This is a genomic window from Bradyrhizobium sp. USDA 4341, assembly GCF_054063755.1.
Map to the genome: position 1 here is coordinate 3797791 of NZ_JBSSGO010000002.1, position 16230 is coordinate 3814020.

General features: G+C 65.2%; 17 protein-coding genes. 10 read left to right on the forward strand and 7 right to left on the reverse strand.

All coding sequences use genetic code 11. The annotated features are described in order from the left end of the window. Positions 1-115: 115 nt before the first annotated feature. Together ACVIGB_RS23990 and ACVIGB_RS23995 are read right to left on the reverse strand one after the other, a co-directional pair. Entirely contained in the window at positions 116-925 is an 810-nt protein-coding gene (locus ACVIGB_RS23990; protein WP_456720783.1) for a 3'(2'),5'-bisphosphate nucleotidase CysQ, read from the reverse strand. Beyond that, entirely contained in the window at positions 912-2300 is a 1389-nt protein-coding gene (locus ACVIGB_RS23995; RefSeq protein WP_456720782.1) for a TldD/PmbA family protein, read from the reverse strand. Before ACVIGB_RS23995 ends, ACVIGB_RS23990 begins: the two co-directional genes overlap by 14 nt. A 276-nt stretch (positions 2301-2576) precedes the next feature. Between ACVIGB_RS23995 and ACVIGB_RS24000 the strand changes: the two genes are divergently transcribed. Beyond that, positions 2577-3101 carry a DUF6101 family protein gene (locus ACVIGB_RS24000; RefSeq protein WP_456720781.1) on the forward strand — a complete coding sequence of 175 codons (525 nt, stop codon included), beginning with the start codon at positions 2577-2579 and terminating at the stop codon, positions 3099-3101. Between the two features lie 446 nt (positions 3102-3547). Here ACVIGB_RS24000 and ubiA read toward each other — a convergent pair whose 3' ends face one another. Together ubiA and ACVIGB_RS24010 are read right to left on the reverse strand one after the other, a co-directional pair. Further along, entirely contained in the window at positions 3548-4480 is a 933-nt protein-coding gene (ubiA, locus tag ACVIGB_RS24005) for a 4-hydroxybenzoate octaprenyltransferase (RefSeq protein WP_456720780.1), read from the reverse strand. Between the two features lie 25 nt (positions 4481-4505). Then, the gene (locus ACVIGB_RS24010) at positions 4506-5240 is read right to left on the reverse strand and encodes a hypothetical protein (protein ID WP_456720779.1); all 735 of its coding nucleotides are present in this window, start codon (positions 5238-5240) and stop codon (positions 4506-4508) included. Positions 5241-5796: 556 nt separating this feature from the next. Between ACVIGB_RS24010 and ACVIGB_RS24015 the strand changes: the two genes are divergently transcribed. After that, entirely contained in the window at positions 5797-6549 is a 753-nt protein-coding gene (locus ACVIGB_RS24015) for a 16S rRNA (uracil(1498)-N(3))-methyltransferase (RefSeq protein ID WP_456720778.1), read from the forward strand. Positions 6550-6577: 28 nt separating this feature from the next. Here ACVIGB_RS24015 and ACVIGB_RS24020 read toward each other — a convergent pair whose 3' ends face one another. Together ACVIGB_RS24020 and ACVIGB_RS24025 are read right to left on the reverse strand one after the other, a co-directional pair. Next, a complete protein-coding gene (locus tag ACVIGB_RS24020; protein WP_456720777.1) occupies positions 6578-6880 on the reverse strand; it encodes a type II toxin-antitoxin system RelE/ParE family toxin in 303 nt (100 codons plus the stop codon). A gap of 1 nt (position 6881) precedes the next feature. Beyond that, positions 6882-7133, reverse strand: coding sequence for a type II toxin-antitoxin system ParD family antitoxin (locus ACVIGB_RS24025; RefSeq protein ID WP_456720776.1), 252 nt, complete (start codon positions 7131-7133; stop codon positions 6882-6884). Positions 7134-7369: 236 nt separating this feature from the next. Here ACVIGB_RS24025 and ACVIGB_RS24030 point away from each other — a divergent pair, with 236 nt between their 5' ends. From ACVIGB_RS24030 to ACVIGB_RS24050, 5 genes are all read left to right on the forward strand, one after another. Continuing rightward, the gene (locus tag ACVIGB_RS24030; RefSeq protein ID WP_456720775.1) at positions 7370-8560 is read left to right on the forward strand and encodes an ATP phosphoribosyltransferase regulatory subunit; all 1191 of its coding nucleotides are present in this window, start codon (positions 7370-7372) and stop codon (positions 8558-8560) included. Beyond that, positions 8557-9534, forward strand: a complete 978-nt coding sequence (hisG, locus tag ACVIGB_RS24035; protein WP_456720774.1) for an ATP phosphoribosyltransferase — start codon at positions 8557-8559, stop codon at positions 9532-9534. The genes ACVIGB_RS24030 and hisG overlap by 4 nt, the downstream gene beginning before the upstream one ends. Positions 9535-9673: 139 nt before the next feature. Next, a complete protein-coding gene (locus ACVIGB_RS24040) occupies positions 9674-10720 on the forward strand; it encodes a glycosyltransferase family 2 protein (protein ID WP_456720773.1) in 1047 nt (348 codons plus the stop codon). Beyond that, positions 10717-11559 (forward strand): ChbG/HpnK family deacetylase, encoded by an 843-nt coding sequence (locus ACVIGB_RS24045; RefSeq protein ID WP_456720772.1) that lies wholly within the window; start codon positions 10717-10719, stop codon positions 11557-11559. The genes ACVIGB_RS24040 and ACVIGB_RS24045 overlap by 4 nt, the downstream gene beginning before the upstream one ends. A gap of 208 nt (positions 11560-11767) precedes the next feature. Beyond that, positions 11768-12610 (forward strand): DUF2076 domain-containing protein, encoded by an 843-nt coding sequence (locus ACVIGB_RS24050; RefSeq protein ID WP_456720771.1) that lies wholly within the window; start codon positions 11768-11770, stop codon positions 12608-12610. Between the two features lie 207 nt (positions 12611-12817). Here ACVIGB_RS24050 and ACVIGB_RS24055 read toward each other — a convergent pair whose 3' ends face one another. Continuing rightward, on the reverse strand, positions 12818-13627 hold the full coding sequence (locus ACVIGB_RS24055) for a L,D-transpeptidase family protein (protein ID WP_456720770.1): 810 nt from the start codon (positions 13625-13627) through the stop codon (positions 12818-12820). A 308-nt stretch (positions 13628-13935) separates the two neighbouring features. On the opposite strand from ACVIGB_RS24055, the gene ACVIGB_RS24060 reads away from it, so the two are divergent. From ACVIGB_RS24060 to ACVIGB_RS24070, 3 genes are all read left to right on the forward strand, one after another. After that, positions 13936-14712, forward strand: a complete 777-nt coding sequence (locus ACVIGB_RS24060) for a protein phosphatase CheZ (RefSeq protein WP_456720769.1) — start codon at positions 13936-13938, stop codon at positions 14710-14712. Positions 14713-15253: 541 nt separating this feature from the next. Continuing rightward, positions 15254-15733 carry a hypothetical protein gene (locus ACVIGB_RS24065; RefSeq protein ID WP_244549799.1) on the forward strand — a complete coding sequence of 160 codons (480 nt, stop codon included), beginning with the start codon at positions 15254-15256 and terminating at the stop codon, positions 15731-15733. Between the two features lie 207 nt (positions 15734-15940). Next, a complete protein-coding gene (locus ACVIGB_RS24070; RefSeq protein WP_456749382.1) occupies positions 15941-16195 on the forward strand; it encodes a hypothetical protein in 255 nt (84 codons plus the stop codon). The last annotated feature ends 35 nt before the right edge of the window (positions 16196-16230 follow it).

The following is a 16230-nucleotide window of genomic DNA, read 5'->3' on the forward strand; positions in this document are numbered from 1 at the left end:
TGGTCGTCACAAGTCTGGTCGTCACGAGTCTGGTCGTTACAAATCTGGTCGTCACAGGTTTGTCGTAACAAGTCTGTTCGTCACAATCGGAAACACGGTGCGGATCGGCGGGGCCTCACGGCAATGGACGGTTGCGAAAATGCTCGACAATGCGTGCATGACGTTCGCGTCCTGCTGCCACCAGCACCCCATGCGTCACCTCCCGGCGATTGTACTCAATCGCATCCCCCGAGAGCGCGGTCATCTTACCACCCGCTTCCTGCACGATCAAATTCGCGGCGGCAAGATCCCAGTCGCGGCTTTGCCCGCCCGCAAAGGCGGCGTCAAGTCGACCTTGTGCTACGCGGCACAACCGCAGGGCCAGTGATCCGATCCGGGGAAACAGCGTAATCTCGTCCGACGTCGGGCTGAGCCGCTGCACCAACGGTTTCGGTCCGGCCATGCGGGGAAAATCGAAATCGGTGCCCGCGGTTGCGTGCACGCCAGCGTCGTTCAGGGTGGCGCCCTGGCCGCGGGCGGCGAAGAAGAATTCCCCGGTCACCGGCGCATACACCGCCGCGAGCACCGGCGATGCATTTTCAACCAGCGCCACACTGACGCACCAGTCCTCGCGGCCGGCGAGATAGGCGCGGGTGCCGTCGATCGGATCGACGATCCAGGTGAAGCGCCTGTCGAGCCGGGTCGCGTTGTCGGCGCTCTCCTCCGACAGCCAGCCGTAAGCCGGCGTCGCCGAACGCAGCTGCTGCTCCAGGAGGTCGTTGACGGCGATGTCGGCCTCGGAGACCGGCGAGGACGCGCCCTTGATCCAGTTCTTCAATTCGGTGCGGAACAGCGACAATGCGAGCCGGCCCGCCTCCTGCACCGATCTGGTCAGCAAGGCGGCGTCGCGCGCCTTGGTCCAGTCGTCCGTATCAGCGTCCGCCAACTGTCAGGCCCTCGATGCGCAGTGTCGGGGAATTGACGCCGTAGCGGAATTCCAGATCGTTGGCGGCAACCAGCGACTTGAACATCGGCAGCAGGTGTCCGGCGATGGTCACTTCGCTGACCGGATAGGTGATCTCGCCATTCTCGATCCAGAAGCCGGATGCGCCGCGGCTGTAATCGCCGGTCACGCCGTTGACGCCGGAGCCGATCAGGTCGGTGACATAGAAGCCCTGCTTGATATCGGAGATCAGCTCCTTCGGCGTCACCGCACCGGGCTCGAGATGCAGATTATATGTTCCGGGCGACGGCGAGGACGACACGCCGCGATGCGCATGCCCGGTCGTGACCAGGCCGAGCTCGCGCGCGGTCGCGGAGTCCAGCACCCAGGTGGTCAGCACGCCTTCGTCGATCAGCGCGATCTTCTTCACCTTGACGCCCTCGGCGTCGAAGGTCTGCGAACGCAGGCCGCGCACGCGCAAGGGATCGTCGATGATACGGATATCTCTGGAGAACAGCTGCTCGCCGAGCTTGTCCTTCAGGAAGCTGGTCTTGCGCGCGATCGAGGCGCCGTTGATGGCGCCGACCAGATGGCCGACGATCGAGCCCGCAACCCGCGGATCGAACACCACAGGCACCTTGCAAGTCTCGACCTTGCGCGGATTCGACCGCGCCACCGCGCGCTCGCCGGCCTTGCGGCCAACGGCCGTGGGTGAATCGAGATCGGACGCATGCGGCGCGCTGGTGAAATCATAGTCGCGCTCCATGCCGGTGCCTTCACCGGAAATCGCCGTCGTCGAGATGCCGTGGCTGGAGCGCAGGTAAGAACCGTGGAAGCCGGTCGAAGTCACCAGCACCATGCCGCCGATCCCGGTCGAGGCCGACGCACCGCCGGATTTCGTGACGCCCTTGACCGCGAGTGCCGCAGCTTCCGCTTCGATCGCGCGCTGCTCGAGTTCGGCGGTGGTCGGGACGGTACGGTCGAGCAGATCGAGATCGGGGAAATCATGCGCATGGAGCGCGGGATCGGCCAGACCGACATATTTGTCGTCGGGCGCCACCCGCGCCATCGCGACCGCGCGCTCGGCGAGCTTTGCAATCCCGTCGCCGCTGACGTCATTGGTCGACACCACCGCCTGGCGCTGGCCGACGAACACCCGAAGTCCGACATCGTCACCTTCGGAGCGCTCGGTTTCCTCGACGCGGCCGTCGCGGACTTCGACGCCTTGCGAGACGCCGCGCACCGCGATGGCATCGGCCGCATCGGCGCCGGCGCGCTTTGCGGCTTCGACCAGGCGCTGCGCAAGGTCGCTCAGGCCGGATTGGTCGAACAGATCGGAGGTATCGCCGTGTCGCGATGCAGATGGTGAAGAGTTCACGAACGAATTCCTGCGGATTGAGGGGGGCCCGGAATGGCGTCGACAGACCTAACCAGATGTGCCGGATTCACAGGGAATTCAAGCACTTTGCACCGGCGGGCAACAAAGATTTGAGTGATCGGCGCAAGGCTTCGTCAATCATGCGGGCCAACCTCTTGTCAATCATGGCGCCAGGTGAGGAGCGGTTAACCAGGCTTTTTAAGCCGAAACGGCCATCGCTCGGCTAGGCTCTCACACATCGACCGGGAACATAATCCCGGCGGGGAGACTAAGGCTTTGAGGCGTCAAACACCAACAAGCGGAATCAATTCCGCCGGGTCGAGCCGCGCATTGCGGCTCGACCCTCTTTCCCTTCCGCTCAGCTTCCACGCGCAGGATGCGCGCGCGGATGGCGGCATGCGGCAGGTCGAGCTTCACCGCGAACATGTCGTGCTGCGCCGTGCCGTTCTCGGCATGCGGATGGCGGTCAATGTTCGCGTCAGCGATTTCCTCGGCGTCGCGCTGCGCGGCATCGACGACGCGCAGATGCTGGTGCTGGTTCACCGCGATCCCGCGCTCTCCATTCCGCTCGGCACCAGTTCGGATGCCGAAGAGATCAGCTCCGCCTGGCAGATGTGGAGCGACATCTTCCATCTCCCGCAACTGACCGAGCCGGCGCCGCGCCAGCCTGCCCCGCGCCGCCGTCGCCGCAACGCAATCCGCGCGCGCCGCCCGAAATTCCTGGTCCGCCGCCGCGCCGGCGTCAGCCTCAACGGCACCAGCGTGCATCGCGACGAGCGCGAGATCATCGCACGGAATTGAGTTCGTTTCGCTGCGCTCCACGCCTCTCACCTCTTTCGTCGTCCTGGCGAAAGCCAGGACCCATAACCACCGCTTTCGGTGACGAGCGTGATCGCGGCCCCAGCGTCGCACAACAATTGAGATTTGGGGTAATGGGTCCTGGCTTTCGCCAGGACGACACTGAGTGGGTGGCATTACCGACATCCTCAAGCGTCGTCCCTGCGAAAGCAGGGACCCATAACCACAGGGTTGTATTGTTGCGATGAGCTGGAGCCACAGCTCTGCAAGCCAATTCGCATTCGTGGTTATGGGTCTCGGCTCAAGGCAGGGACGACACCGATTTTGTTGATCGGCTGGCGGGGCATACTCTCGCGTTCTCGCGACATGAATCGTCCGAGTCTTGCTCTTCTCGCTTCGCGAGCCCTCAGGTGCGCAATTGCGCACCGGGGAATGACGAGAGGTCGCCGTTACGCCGCGCGCAGCACCGCATCGACGACCAGGCTCGCGAACAGGATGAAGCCGGCGTCGCGGTTGGATTTGAAGATGCGCAGGCAGAGCGCGGGATCGCTGGTGTCGAGCCGGCGGACCTGCCAGGCGAGATGCAGCGCGAACGCCGCAAGGCCGATCCAGGCCGGCCAGCGCGCGCCCGCGAGCGCGAACGCCACGCCGATCAGCAGCACGGCGAGACCATAGAAAATCACCAGCGCGCGATGGGTGCGTGCGCCGAACAGGCGCGCGGTGGATTTGACGCCGATCAGCGCATCATCCTCGGCGTCCTGATGGGCGTAGATGGTGTCGTAGGCGATCACCCAGGCGATCGATCCGGCGTAAAGCGCGATCGCGGCCGCATCGATGCGCTCGAGCGTCACCGCAAATCCCATCAGCGCGCCGTAGGAAAAGGCGAGGCCGAGCACGACCTGCGGCCACCAGGTGATCCGCTTCATGAACGGGTAGATCGCAACGATCACGAGCGAGGCGATGCCGGTCATGATCGCAAAGCGGTTGAACTGCAGCAGCACGGCAAGCCCGATCAGCGCCTGCAGGACCATGAAGACCACCGCCTGCGTCACCGTGACCTGCCCGGCCGGGATCGGCCGCGACCGCGTACGCTCGACCTTGGCGTCGAGATCGCGATCGGTGATGTCGTTCCAGGTGCAGCCCGCGCCGCGCATCACGAAGGCGCCGACGAAGAACAGCAGGACGACGAGCGGGAGCGAGCGCACATCGTGCGCGACGCCGGCGGCGAGCGCCGCCGACCACCAGCACGGCATCAACAACAGCCAGGAGCCGATCGGCCGGTCGTAGCGCGCAAGCCGCAGATAGGGCCGCGACCAGACCGGCGCATGGGTGTCCACCCAGTTGCCTGTGGAGTCGGCAACGCGGGCGGAGACATCGCTCATGGCTGGTCAATCATCGGGCGCCCAATCATCGGGTCAGAACGTTGCCGTTCAACGTGTCGAAGGTGCTGCCGCCCTTCTTGGTCGGTGTCGCTTCCGGCAGCGAGGCGGACGAGCCGAGCACGTCGCTCAGCGACGGCCCCGCGGGACCGCGCGGCTGCGCCGCCGCCTGCTCCGCGACGTTGCAGACCTTCTTCAGCAACGCCTCGGTATTCTTGTGGCCGTTCTTGAGCTGATCGGAGATCTGCGGCGGGATTCCGCACTTCGACGCGTTGCCGTCGACATACTTGATCATCTTGACTTCGGCCTGGCTGTAATTGCCGATCAGCTTGCAGGCCTCCTGGGGGCTGGCGTGCCGGTCGCTCGCCGCCTTGATCGCCTTGCCGCGCCGCTCGGTCTCCTCGCGCAGCGGGACGAAATCCTTCATGCAGGCGTCACCGGCGGCGCCACCACCGGCGCCGGGCGGGGGCGGCGGAGACGACAGACCGCCGCCGGCGATCGGAGCCGCACCACTGCTCGGAAATGGCGACGGCGCGCCGCCGACCCTGGCCGCGGGCGCGCCGTTGACCGGCGGAAACGCAGGATCCGGAGCGGTGCTCGCCCGGCTTGGGCGCGCGCCGTTCACCGGCGGGAACGCGGGATCCGACGCGGTGCCAGCCTGGCCTTGATTGGGCAACGGCGCCGGAAAGGCGCTCTGGGCCGCGGCGTGCCCCGCGGACAGGGCGGTCGCGGCAACGGTCAGCACGATCAGTCGGCGGATCATCGAGGGTGTTTCTCCGGCAAAAGGTCCAGGCAACCCCAGCGCAACAAAACGAAGCAACGAAAATTGGGGGCGTTTTACGATTCCTGTGAGCCCTTAACAACCCGTGGATTTGGGCGACAGCGCGGCGTAGGGCCACACCGGCCACATTAAATTGTTCCCCGATTTGAAGCCTTTAGACTGCGAACGGCGGTAAATCCGGCCATCAAATGTGCCTGAACGGGATTTTCGGCGACGCCTCGGTTTGAATCCGCGGCTCCAGGCGCTGTCCGAGCGGCAAAAGGGGCCGCGTGCAAGCGACCCCTCGGACTTCAAAATGACTTGGTGACAGAAGCAATATATCGACACCACTGTAGTTAGTTGGCCGGTGCGTTCCTGACGAGTCCGCGGGACTACGGTGTCGTCCGGTTTGGTTAACTTGCCCCGCCGAATTGAAGCCGTTTCAGCCGGCACCCGACGCCGATTACGGAATCTGCCGATCCTCTCCGATCGCAATCAACAGCAGCGGGCGATACTTGGCAGCACCTTTGGGCTAGAACGCGGCTCAGGAACCCAGGACATGCCTGAACTCGATTTTCGCAGCCCCCGCCTGTTTGTCGATGCCCCGCTCGGTGCCGGCGCGACCGTCTCGCTCGAACGCGACCAGAGCAATTATCTCGGCAACGTGCTGCGGCTTGGCGCCGGCGATACCGTGCTGGTGTTCAACGGGCGTGACGGCGAATGGCGCGCGGAGATTTCCGGCCGCAAGCGGGCCGACACGCTGACGATCACGGCGCAGACCCGCCCGCAGGACCGCCTGCCCGACGTGAGCTATGCGTTCGCGCCGCTGAAACATGCGCGGCTCGACTACATGGTGCAGAAGGCGGTCGAGATGGGCGCGGCACGGCTCGTGCCGGTGCTGACACGCTTCACCCAGGTATCGCGGGTCAACGGCGAGCGGATGCGCGCCAATGTGGTCGAGGCCGCCGAGCAATGCGGGATCATCTCGCTTGCCGAGGTCGCCGATCCCCTCCCGCTCGAACGTTTCCTGGCAGGGCGCGATCCGGCGCGGCTTCTGGTGTTCTGCGACGAGGCGGCAGAAGTGGCGAACCCGGTGCAGGCGTTGCAGACGGCGACCGCCGCAAACGGCGGGATCGACGTGCTGATCGGCCCCGAGGGCGGCTTTGCAGAGGAGGAGCGCGCGCTGCTGCTGCGCCAACCCAACATCCTCCGTCTCGCACTCGGCCCGCGCATCCTGCGCGCCGACACCGCCGCCGTTGCCGCGCTGGCGCTGGTGCAGGCGGCGCTGGGGGATTGGGGAGCAAAGGGCTAACCGGAATGGCAGCCCGCGGGCCGGCGGTCTATTCGCCGGACAAATCCAGCTCTCCAAGAGAGCGCGCGGCATCGATGACGCGCATGATGCGCACGCCGCCCGGGATAATCTCGTAAAGCGCCAGCCACCGCGAAATCACGAGCATCCTCGCACCAGCGGCAATGTCGGGACGCGCCGGCCCCGATTCAGGGAATTGCGCCAACTGGCCGCAGCGCGCTTCAATGCGATCGATCCAATGATCTGCCGTCGCAGGCCCACTTTCGGATGCGATGAGAAACCAGATTTCGGCGAGGTCGCTTTGCGCGATTCGAGAAAGGCGAACCTCTCCCAATTTACTTGCCCGTTGCCTTCAACCGGGCGCGTCCCTGCGCCTTGATTTCAGCGAAGTCAGCCGGACCCGCGTCGCCGCTCGCCTGTCCCGCCGCCCAGGCATTGCGAAGGAATGCCAATCGCGCCTCTTCCGTCTGCTCCATGATCCGCAGCGCCTCTCGCACGACCTCGCTTGCCGAGGTGTAACGGCCGCTCGCAACCTTGGTTTTGACGAACTCGCTCAACTCGTCGGTCAATGAGACGTTCATATTCATGATGGGGCCCTCTCCCCCAATTATGGGAGCGACCACAGGCTTTAGCAATGTTTGCCATAGGCCATCGAACGTTCCGGTTCCACCTAGCCAAGCCGTCGTAAAATCGTTAACGCACGCAATCATTAAGCCACTTGGTCGATCGCTGTCGAAACCGTGATACGGCCATGGTAAGGGCTGCCCCGAACCACCCTTGGAACCAGTGCCGGTACCCGAATCCGGACCTTTTGGACGTCGAGATGAGCGAAGCTGCCGCACCACGACCCGCCACCGGATCCGCCCCAGGAGCGGCTTCTGGTTCGGCCTTTTGGGCGGATGCGCTGCTGGCCTCGTTCGCGCAAGCCGGCTATCTCAGGTCCGAACCCGCGATCCTGCAGCCGGCCGAACCGTTCCTCGACCTGTCCGGCGAGGACATCCGCAAAAGCCTGTATCTGACGACCGACCCGAGCGGCGAGGAACTCTGCCTGCGCCCGGATCTCACGATCCCGGTGGCGCGCGACTACCTCGCCTCGTCCCGCGCCGGCCAGCCGGCCGGCTTCAGCTATCTCGGCCCGGTGTTCCGCTATCGCGACGGCCAGCCGAGCCAGTTCCTGCAGGCCGGCATCGAATCCTTCGGGCGGCAGGACCGCGCCGCGGCCGACGCGGAGATGTTGGCGCTGGCGCTGGAGGCAACCACGGCCTTCGGATTGACCGATGTCGAGATCCGCACCGGCGACGTCGCGCTGTTCAACGCGCTGATCGATGCGCTCGAGCTCTATCCGGTGTGGCGGCGCCGGCTGATCAAGGATTTCAACCGCAAGGTTTCGCTGACTGACGACATCGAGCAGCTGACATTGGCGACTGCGCCGGGCCGCAACGAATATGAGGGCGTGCTCGCAGCGCTGGCCGGATCCGACCGCAAGGCGGCGCTGGCGCTGGTCACCGATCTGATGTCGATCGCCGGCACCACCAATGTCGGCGGCCGCACTGTCGCCGAGATCGCCGACCGCTTCCTCGAGCAATCGACGCTGAAGGGCGGCGCGCTGCCGCGCGATGCCCTCGCCACTATCAAGCGCTTCCTCGCCATATCGGGCGATCCCGACGACGCAATCGCGCAGCTGCGCGCGCTGGCCTCCGACGCCAGGCTCGACCTTGCCGCGGCGATCGACCAGTTCGAAAGCCGCGTCGGCTTCATGGCCGCGCGCGGCATCGACATCCGGAGGACGCGGTTCGCGACCGCGTTCGGCCGCGGCCTCGACTATTACACCGGCTTCGAGTTCGAGCTGCACGCCAGGGGCAACGGCGCCGAGCCGCTGGTCGCGGGCGGCCGCTATGACGGGCTGATGACGCAGCTCGGCTCGGCCAGTCCGATCCCGGCGGTCGGCTTCTCGGTCTGGATCGAGGCGATGACCCGGCATGGCAAGGCCGGCGCCTCCGGAGGCGCCCGATGAGCACGCCGTTTGTCGTCGCCGTTCCCTCTAAGGGGCGTTTGCAGGAAAACGCGGAGAGCTTCTTCGCCCGCGCCGGGCTGACCTTGTCGAAGGCCGGCGGGGCGCGCGACTATCGCGGCACCATCGCCGGCGTCGACAATGTCGAGATCGCCTATCTGTCGGCGAGCGAGATCGCGGCCAATCTGGCGCGCGGCTCGGTGCATCTCGGCGTCACCGGCGAGGATCTGGTGCGCGAGACCATTCCGGATGCCGACAAGCGCGTGCTGATGATCGAAGGCCTCGGCTTCGGCTATGCCAATGTCGTGGTCGCGGTGCCGCAAGCCTGGATCGACGTCCGTACCATGGCCGATCTCGACGACGTCGCAAGCGGCTTCCGCGAGCAGCACAATCACCGCATGCGGGTCGCGACCAAATACATCAATCTGACGCGCGGCTTCTTCGCCAAGCACGGCGTCGGCGACTACCGCATCGTCGAGAGCGCCGGCGCCACCGAAGGCGCGCCCGCGGCCGGCACCGCCGAGCTGATCGTCGACATCACGACGACGGGTGCGACGCTCGCCGCCAACGGGCTCAAGGTGCTCGACGACGGCGTGATGCTGCGCAGCCAAGCCAACCTCGTCGCCTCCCGCGATGCCGACTGGTCGACCGGCGCCCGCGAGACCGCGCGCGTCATCCTCGACCACATCGCCGCGCGCGCCCGCGCCAGCAAGTACCGCGAGGTGCGTACCCGCTTCGCCGGCTGCAACGATGCGCTGCTGTCCGAAGCGCATACCCGCTTCGGCGTGGTCGCCCCGTTCGGCAGCCCGACCTCGTCGGGCATGCTGACGTTGCACTGCCCACCGGGCAAGCTTTACGCGCTCGGCAGCTTCCTGCGCGAGCACGGTGCCGAAACCGTGTCGGTGGTGTCGCTGGACTACGTGTTCGACCGCGAGAACCCGCTGTTCGCCAAGCTCGAGGCGTTCCTGCGACAATGAGCGGGCGGGGCCGTTCATGTTGGCGACAGCCGGCCGTCGGTACCATATTGTGTTCATGATCTCTCGTTGTGACGCGTTTTCTTCACGCGAAGGCGAACCCGATTTCGCTGGAAAACGCTCTAGTTCTGGAACCTGACCGATGATGCTGGGCTCTGACGTTTCCAGCCTGACCACAACCGCCAAGACCGCCGCCGCGCAGGGTCTGTCCATCGTCGTGCCCGTCTACAACGAGGCCGCCGGGCTTGTGGCGCTGCACCAACGGCTGATCGACCTCGCCCGGTCATTGCGCGCCCGTTACGGCATTAACTGCGAAGTGGTCTATGTCGACGACGGCAGCGCGGACAACACGCTGACCATCGCGCGCGGCCTGGCCGCCGACGGGCTCGACCTGCAGGTGGTGTCGCTGTCGCGCAATTTCGGCAAGGAGGCGGCGCTGATGGCCGGCCTCGACCATGCCCGCCGCGGCGCGGTGCTGTTCATGGACGGCGACGGCCAGCATCCCCCGACCCGGGTCGAGCAACTGGTCGCGCACTGGATCGATGACGGCTACGACGTGGTCTACACGGCGAAGGCGCATCGCGACAATGAATCGGCGTTGCGGCGGCTTTCCGTGCGCGGCTTCTACGCGCTGATCAACTGGGGCGCGCGGCAGAAGATTCCCGAGGATGCCGGCGACTTCCGCCTGCTGTCGCCGCGCGCGGCGCTGGCGCTGCGGCAATTGCCGGAGCGCAACCGCTTCTTCAAGGGCCTCGCCAGCTGGATCGGCTTCAGGCAGATCCGCGTCGACTACGAGCCAGCGCCGCGCGCGCATGGCGTCACCACCTTCAATGCCGGCCGGCTGATCGGCCTGTCGATCGAGGGCCTGACCTCGTTCTCGGTGGCGCCGTTGCGCTTCGCCAGCCTGCTCGGCGCGCTGCTCGCAGGCGCGGCCTTCCTGTTCGGCCTCTCGATCCTCTGGGAAGTGCTGACCACCGGCAAGCAGGTCCCCGGCTATCCCTCGCTGATGATCGGCGTCATGACGATCGGCGGCGTGCAGCTGATCATGATCGGCATCGTCGGCGAATATATCGGCAAGATCCTTTCCGAATTGAAGGCACGGCCGATCTACTTCGTCGCCGAGCATACCGAGAAGCACGCCGACGGCGGCGCGGCGCAAAGCGCCACCGAGCGGACCGCGGCCGAATGAGCGAGACTTCGCCGCGCCGGATCTGGCTGTGTGCTGACGATTATGGCCTGAGCGACGGCGTCAACCGCGCGATCCGCGACCTGATCGAGCGCGGCCGTCTCAATGCGACGTCGGTGATGATGGTGACGCCGGCAATCGGCCGCGAGGCTGCGGCTGCGCTGCAGGCTTCGGTCGCGAAAAGCCCGCGCTGTGCGATCGGGCTGCACGTGACGCTGACCGCGCCGTTCCGGCCGCTGACGATGCATTTCCGTCCGCTCGATGGCGACATGTTCCTGCCGTTCCCGAGGCTGTTGCGCGCCGGGCTGATGCATCGGCTCGATGCCGATCTGGTCCATGCCGAGGTGCTGGCGCAGCTCGACGCCTTCCACGAAATGTTCGGCCGCGCGCCCGATTTCGTCGACGGCCACCAGCACGCTCAACTGTTCCCGCAGGTGCGCGACGGCTTCCTGCGCGCCGTGAAGGAGCGCGCGCCCAAGGCCTGGGTGCGGCAGTGCGGACGCGAAGGCCCGCTGGCGCGCCAGCTGACGGCGCCGAAAGCGCTGGTGCTGAACGTGCTCAGCACGCAATTCCGGATCAAGGCCCAGCGATCGGGCCTGCACTTCAACCCGGCCTTCGCCGGCGCCTACGATTTTACGCGCGGCAGCGAATTCGCAGGCCTGATGCAGGGCTTCCTCGACGGCCTGCCGGAAGACGGGCTCGTGATGTGCCATCCCGGTTTCGTCGATGAAACCCTGAAAAACCTCGACCCGCTGACGACGCAGCGCGAGATCGAACATGCCTATCTCGCAGGCGAGGATTTCCCCGCGCTGCTGGCCCTGAATAAAGTTACACTGGCCTGACCCTTGTTTTGACGCGTTTTCTTCACGCGAACCGGGATCCACCCCGCATCAAGTGCGGGGCAGGTTCGCTCGAAAACGCTTTGGGTTCACGAAAACCGCCGGTCGTATTGTCGCATACAGAAATTTAATTCTGGCCCCCACTCCTTGCGCCACAAAGCCCGTCCTACATGAGCCGCGCGCCGATTCGATCGACGCGATGGAGAACGCCATGACACCGCAAGAACGCCAACTGATTGACGATCTCTTCGACCGGCTCGCCAAGCTGGAGAATGCCCCGCGCGACAACGAGGCCATGTCCGCGATCATGCAGGGCCTGCGCAGCGCGCCGAATGCGGTTTACACGCTGGTGCAGACCGCGCTGGTGCAGGACGAGGCGCTGAAGCGCGCCCACGACCGGATCCAGGAGCTCGAGGCCGCGGTCGGCCAGCAGCAGGGAGCACAGCAGCAGGGCGGCGGCTTCCTCGATTCGATGCGCGATGCGATCTTCGGACAGGGCCAGCAGCAGCCGCACGGCTCGGTGCCGCCGGTGCGCCCGCCGGATGTTGGCGGCAGCCGCCCGGTCTGGAACTCCGGCCAGGCGATCCAGCAGGCAGGCGGCTACGGCCAGCCGCCGCAGCAATACGGTCAGCCCCAATACGGTCAGCCCCAATACGGACAGCCTTATGGTGGCCCGCAGCCCCCGGCCTTCGGCGGCGGCGCGCCCGGTGGCGGCGGTTCGTTCCTCGGCACTGCGGCTGCGGCCGCGGCCGGCGTGGTCGGCGGCGGGCTGCTGCTCTCCAGCATCCGCGGCATGATGGGTGGCAGCGGCCACCAGTCGCTGGCGGACGCCGGCGGCCTCGGCGGCGGTTCGCGTCCGTGGGGCGGCGACCAGTCGTCGAGCGACCTTGCCCGTGACGCGGGGGTCAACGACATCAGCTCCAACCGCGACAGTGATTCCGGCTCGCGCGCCGGCGCGTTCGACCAGGCGCAGGCCGACCGGGACAGTGACGATGATCAGGACGCCGACGACTTCGACGACAACGGCGGCGACGACAACAGCGATTACGCGTAAACGCGATCGCTGAAACGACAACGGCCGCTCCAATCGAGCGGCCGTTTTGATTCCGTCGTCCCGGCGAAAGCCGGACCCATAACCACAACCGTGCGAGATTTGACACGGCTGGGGCTACAGCTTCTCTCAGTAACAACCGCCTGTGGTTATGGATCCCGGCTTTCGCCGGGACGACACCATCTTTGCGGCAGCTGCTTCAAAACCACCTCACATCACGACGACCTTGGCGCCGACATTGACGCGGCCGTAGAGGTCGATGACGTCCTCGTTGCGCATCCGGATGCAGCCGGACGAGACGTTGGTGCCGATCGTCCAGGGTTCGTTGGAGCCGTGAATGCGGTAGAGCGAGGAGCCGAGATACATCGCGCGGGCGCCGAGCGGATTCTCCGGGCCGCCTTCCATGTGCCGCGGCAGGTCGGGACGGCGCGCCAGCATTTCCGGCGGCGGCGTCCAGGCCGGCCATTCCTTCTTCGCCGAGATCGTCTTGACGCCGGCCCAGGTGAAGCCGGGCCGTCCGACGCCGATGCCGTAGCGCAGCGCGCGGCCGTCGCCCTGCACCAGATAGAGGAACTTGTTCGGCGTATCGACGACGATGGTGCCGGCGCCTTCCTTGCCGCTGTAATCGACCAGCTGCTTTTCATATCGGGGATCGAACGGACGCTGCGTCGGATCGCCGGCCGCCTCCTCCTGCTGCCGGATCATCTGCTGCTGCGGATCCATCGGCGGCAGCCCCTGGCGGTTGCCGTAATAGGCCGGCTGCTGTTGATACATCGGCTCTCGCGAATACCCCTGCGACGACGGCGCATCGCCGAACAGGAATTCGATGAAGCCGCCACCCATGTTGGAGCGTTGCGGCTGCACATAGGCGGTGCGCATCGGCGGCTGCGGTGCGCCCTGGTTGGCGTAGATCACGGTGGGCTCGGGCTGAGCCGATGCGTCGATCGCCATGGCATGTTGGGGAATTGCGATAAGCGAAGAAGCGCCGGCGAGCAGCGCAAGCGTGGTTTTCCTGAACATCGACGTACTCTGTACTGGTTTCGTCGTGACGTGTGACGTGGACGGAGCGCACTTGCGCCGTTGCACGTGGTCAATAAGCAATGAAAACCGCATCGGTTTGGTAAACGGATCGGCCGTTTCGATTCACCACGTCGGCAATGCAGCGCGGTTTTGCCTGACAGCGTTTATTTTGCGTGAACGCCGCGGCGACATGGTTAATCGCCGGTATCGCAGCCGCTGCGCGCTCGGCGCAAACTGTTCCCGCGTGAACCTGACGTTAAATCACCTCTCGCTAGAACGGACTGCAGTGAAGGGGCGGGAATGAAATCATGTCAGTGAAGCGTAAGCGTTTTCGTGTCGAGCAGGCCATGGGTGAAGTCGTGATGCCGGAGCCGGAAGTTGCCGGCGGCGCCGAACTCGGTCCGATGCATCGGGAGATCATGGCGGAGCTTCGCTCGATCCGCGCCCAGATGGCCGCAGCACCGGCGCAGCGCACCGGCGACAGCGTCGATGCCGCCGTCGCCCGCGAAGTCGCCGAGACGCATGCGCTGCTCGAGACCTACCGCGCGCAGGTCGAACAGTGCGAGAAGCTCAAGGTCGAGCTCGACCTGATCCACGACGCGATCAGCCGCACCAAGCGCGAGATCGCCGTGCTGCACGGCAAGAGCTTCAATGGCGAGGAGATGGCCAAGGTCAATGGCGAGCTCGGCGCCGTGGTCGGCGGCACCGAACAGGCCACCCAGCAGATCCTCGAAGCGGTCGAGGCGATCGACCAGGCCGCGACCGCGCTCGCCAACAACGTCACGCCCGACCAGCAGAAGCGGCTCAGCGAAGATATTCAGGAGCGCGTGGTCTCGATCTTCGAGGCCTGCAACTTCCAGGACCTCACCGGCCAGCGCATCAGCAAGGTGATGCACACGATGAAGTTCATCGAACAGCACATCAACGAGATGATGAACATCTGGGGCGGCGTCGACGCCATCAAGACCCACGTCCCGCCGATCGTCGACACCCGCGAGGGCGATGCCCGCCTGCTCAACGGCCCGAAGCTCGACGGCGACGCCGGCCACGCCTCGCAGGACGACATCGACGCGATGTTCAATTGAGCGATAAGAGTAGATACAGACGAAACGCTGGCCCTCGGGCCGGCGTTTTTGTTTAGGCGATGGGTCTAGCCCGTGAGTTGTCGGATCATCACGGTCGCCGCTTTGTGACCTTGCGCGGCAGCTTTCCTTGCATCCACGTCAGGTGACACATCAGTCAGAACCCCTGTCTCGACCGCATGCAGTTTGTGCCAATTGTGACACCTGCAAATTTGCTGGCAGGTCCGCTGTCGCAGGCGCATACTGTGTGTGAGGAAGTTGTCATGCGTGTGCCGGAAGCCAACATTGGGTGCCGGTTGCATCGGATTTCCGGAGTGAATCCGGTCGCCCCGAGCGGGGCTTCGCACTTTCACACAACACACAGTACAGCTTTGCCGGCCACTCGTTGCGCGCGCATCCGAGGGCGAACAGGCTTCGCCCGGGCGCGGCCGTCATTGAAACCGTGACGATGCACGGCGGGTTTCTTGGGCGCTGATACCTGCGGCTTGTTGAGGAATCACTGAATGGGGGGAGCCACTGGAGTACTCAACACTGGAGATCGAACATGACGCGAAGAATTGTCAGGAATACTGCAATTGCGCTCTCGACTTTCGCTTGTGCGACACTGTTCTCCATCACCTGGTCCGAGCAGGGCGGCATTTCGGCGTCAGTCGAAAGCGCCCAGGCGCGTGTGGGCCGACCGCTGACGCCCGTGAGCGTCGCGGGCGTTGCGCGTCGCCACACCCGGCGCGCTGCGTACGGGTACGGAGTCGGCGCGGGGATCGCCGCCACGGCCGCGGTCGCCACGGCAGCCGCCACTGCGCCGGTCTATGCTGGCTGGGGCACGAATAACTGGACCGATGCATATGCCGCCCAGACGGATCCCCACTTTGGCCAGCCCTACTATCCGGCACGAGCCTACCACGGGGTCAGTCCGTATTACGGTTATGCCGGATGGACAGACTACAAGGCAGCCAATGGTATCGGCTGCGAACCCGGTACGATGACGAAAATGTCTGACGGCCACATGTACGTCTGTCAGTGAAGTCCGCGCAACGGCACCGCGAGAGGGCGGCTCCTCGAGCCGCCCTCTCGACGAAGTCAATTGATCGCGCATAGCGGCAAGGCACGCCCGGCATTGATCCACATCAACATCACACATCCTTTGCCACCGACGATGCGTTGGGTCGCATCTGCAGCGGCTCAATCACCATACGGTTCACGTGCGATGAGGAGGATCACCATGCGTCAGATGAAGATTTTTTCGACCAAGTCCGTGACAGTTGCGGGAATTGCGGCCAGCCTTGTGCTGGGCTTTGCAGGTGTCACTCTCAGTCCGGCACCGGCTAAGGCCGTCGTTTATTGCCAGTACGTCGGGTATCCGGGGGGGTGCGTGGCGAGGGCAGGCGTCGTGCTCAGGCCTCGTCCGGTGGCGCGTGCTGCGGTTCGTCATAACGCGGGCGGCAATATGAATGGCGGCGTCAATCGCGTCGGAGTGCGGCGGTAGCACGCCGGATGAGCGGTTGTCGCCGCTTACTCAAA

What these genes read in the sequence shown, in the direction of transcription:
- ubiA (WP_456720780.1), bottom strand. Translation starts at nt 4,480, where the DNA reads ATGAGCGATGTCTCCGCCCGCGTTGCCGACTCCACAGGCAACTGGGTG.
- ACVIGB_RS24010 (WP_456720779.1), bottom strand. Translation starts at nt 5,240, where the DNA reads ATGATCCGCCGACTGATCGTGCTGACCGTTGCCGCGACCGCCCTGTCC.
- ACVIGB_RS24015 (WP_456720778.1), top strand. Translation starts at nt 5,797, where the DNA reads ATGCCTGAACTCGATTTTCGCAGCCCCCGCCTGTTTGTCGATGCCCCG.
- ACVIGB_RS24025 (WP_456720776.1), bottom strand. Translation starts at nt 7,133, where the DNA reads ATGAATATGAACGTCTCATTGACCGACGAGTTGAGCGAGTTCGTCAAA.
- ACVIGB_RS24030 (WP_456720775.1), top strand. Translation starts at nt 7,370, where the DNA reads ATGAGCGAAGCTGCCGCACCACGACCCGCCACCGGATCCGCCCCAGGA.
- hisG (WP_456720774.1), top strand. Translation starts at nt 8,557, where the DNA reads ATGAGCACGCCGTTTGTCGTCGCCGTTCCCTCTAAGGGGCGTTTGCAG.
- ACVIGB_RS24040 (WP_456720773.1), top strand. Translation starts at nt 9,674, where the DNA reads ATGATGCTGGGCTCTGACGTTTCCAGCCTGACCACAACCGCCAAGACC.
- ACVIGB_RS24045 (WP_456720772.1), top strand. Translation starts at nt 10,717, where the DNA reads ATGAGCGAGACTTCGCCGCGCCGGATCTGGCTGTGTGCTGACGATTAT.
- ACVIGB_RS24050 (WP_456720771.1), top strand. Translation starts at nt 11,768, where the DNA reads ATGACACCGCAAGAACGCCAACTGATTGACGATCTCTTCGACCGGCTC.
- ACVIGB_RS24055 (WP_456720770.1), bottom strand. Translation starts at nt 13,627, where the DNA reads ATGTTCAGGAAAACCACGCTTGCGCTGCTCGCCGGCGCTTCTTCGCTT.
- ACVIGB_RS24060 (WP_456720769.1), top strand. Translation starts at nt 13,936, where the DNA reads ATGTCAGTGAAGCGTAAGCGTTTTCGTGTCGAGCAGGCCATGGGTGAA.
- ACVIGB_RS24065 (WP_244549799.1), top strand. Translation starts at nt 15,254, where the DNA reads ATGACGCGAAGAATTGTCAGGAATACTGCAATTGCGCTCTCGACTTTC.
- ACVIGB_RS24070 (WP_456749382.1), top strand. Translation starts at nt 15,941, where the DNA reads ATGAAGATTTTTTCGACCAAGTCCGTGACAGTTGCGGGAATTGCGGCC.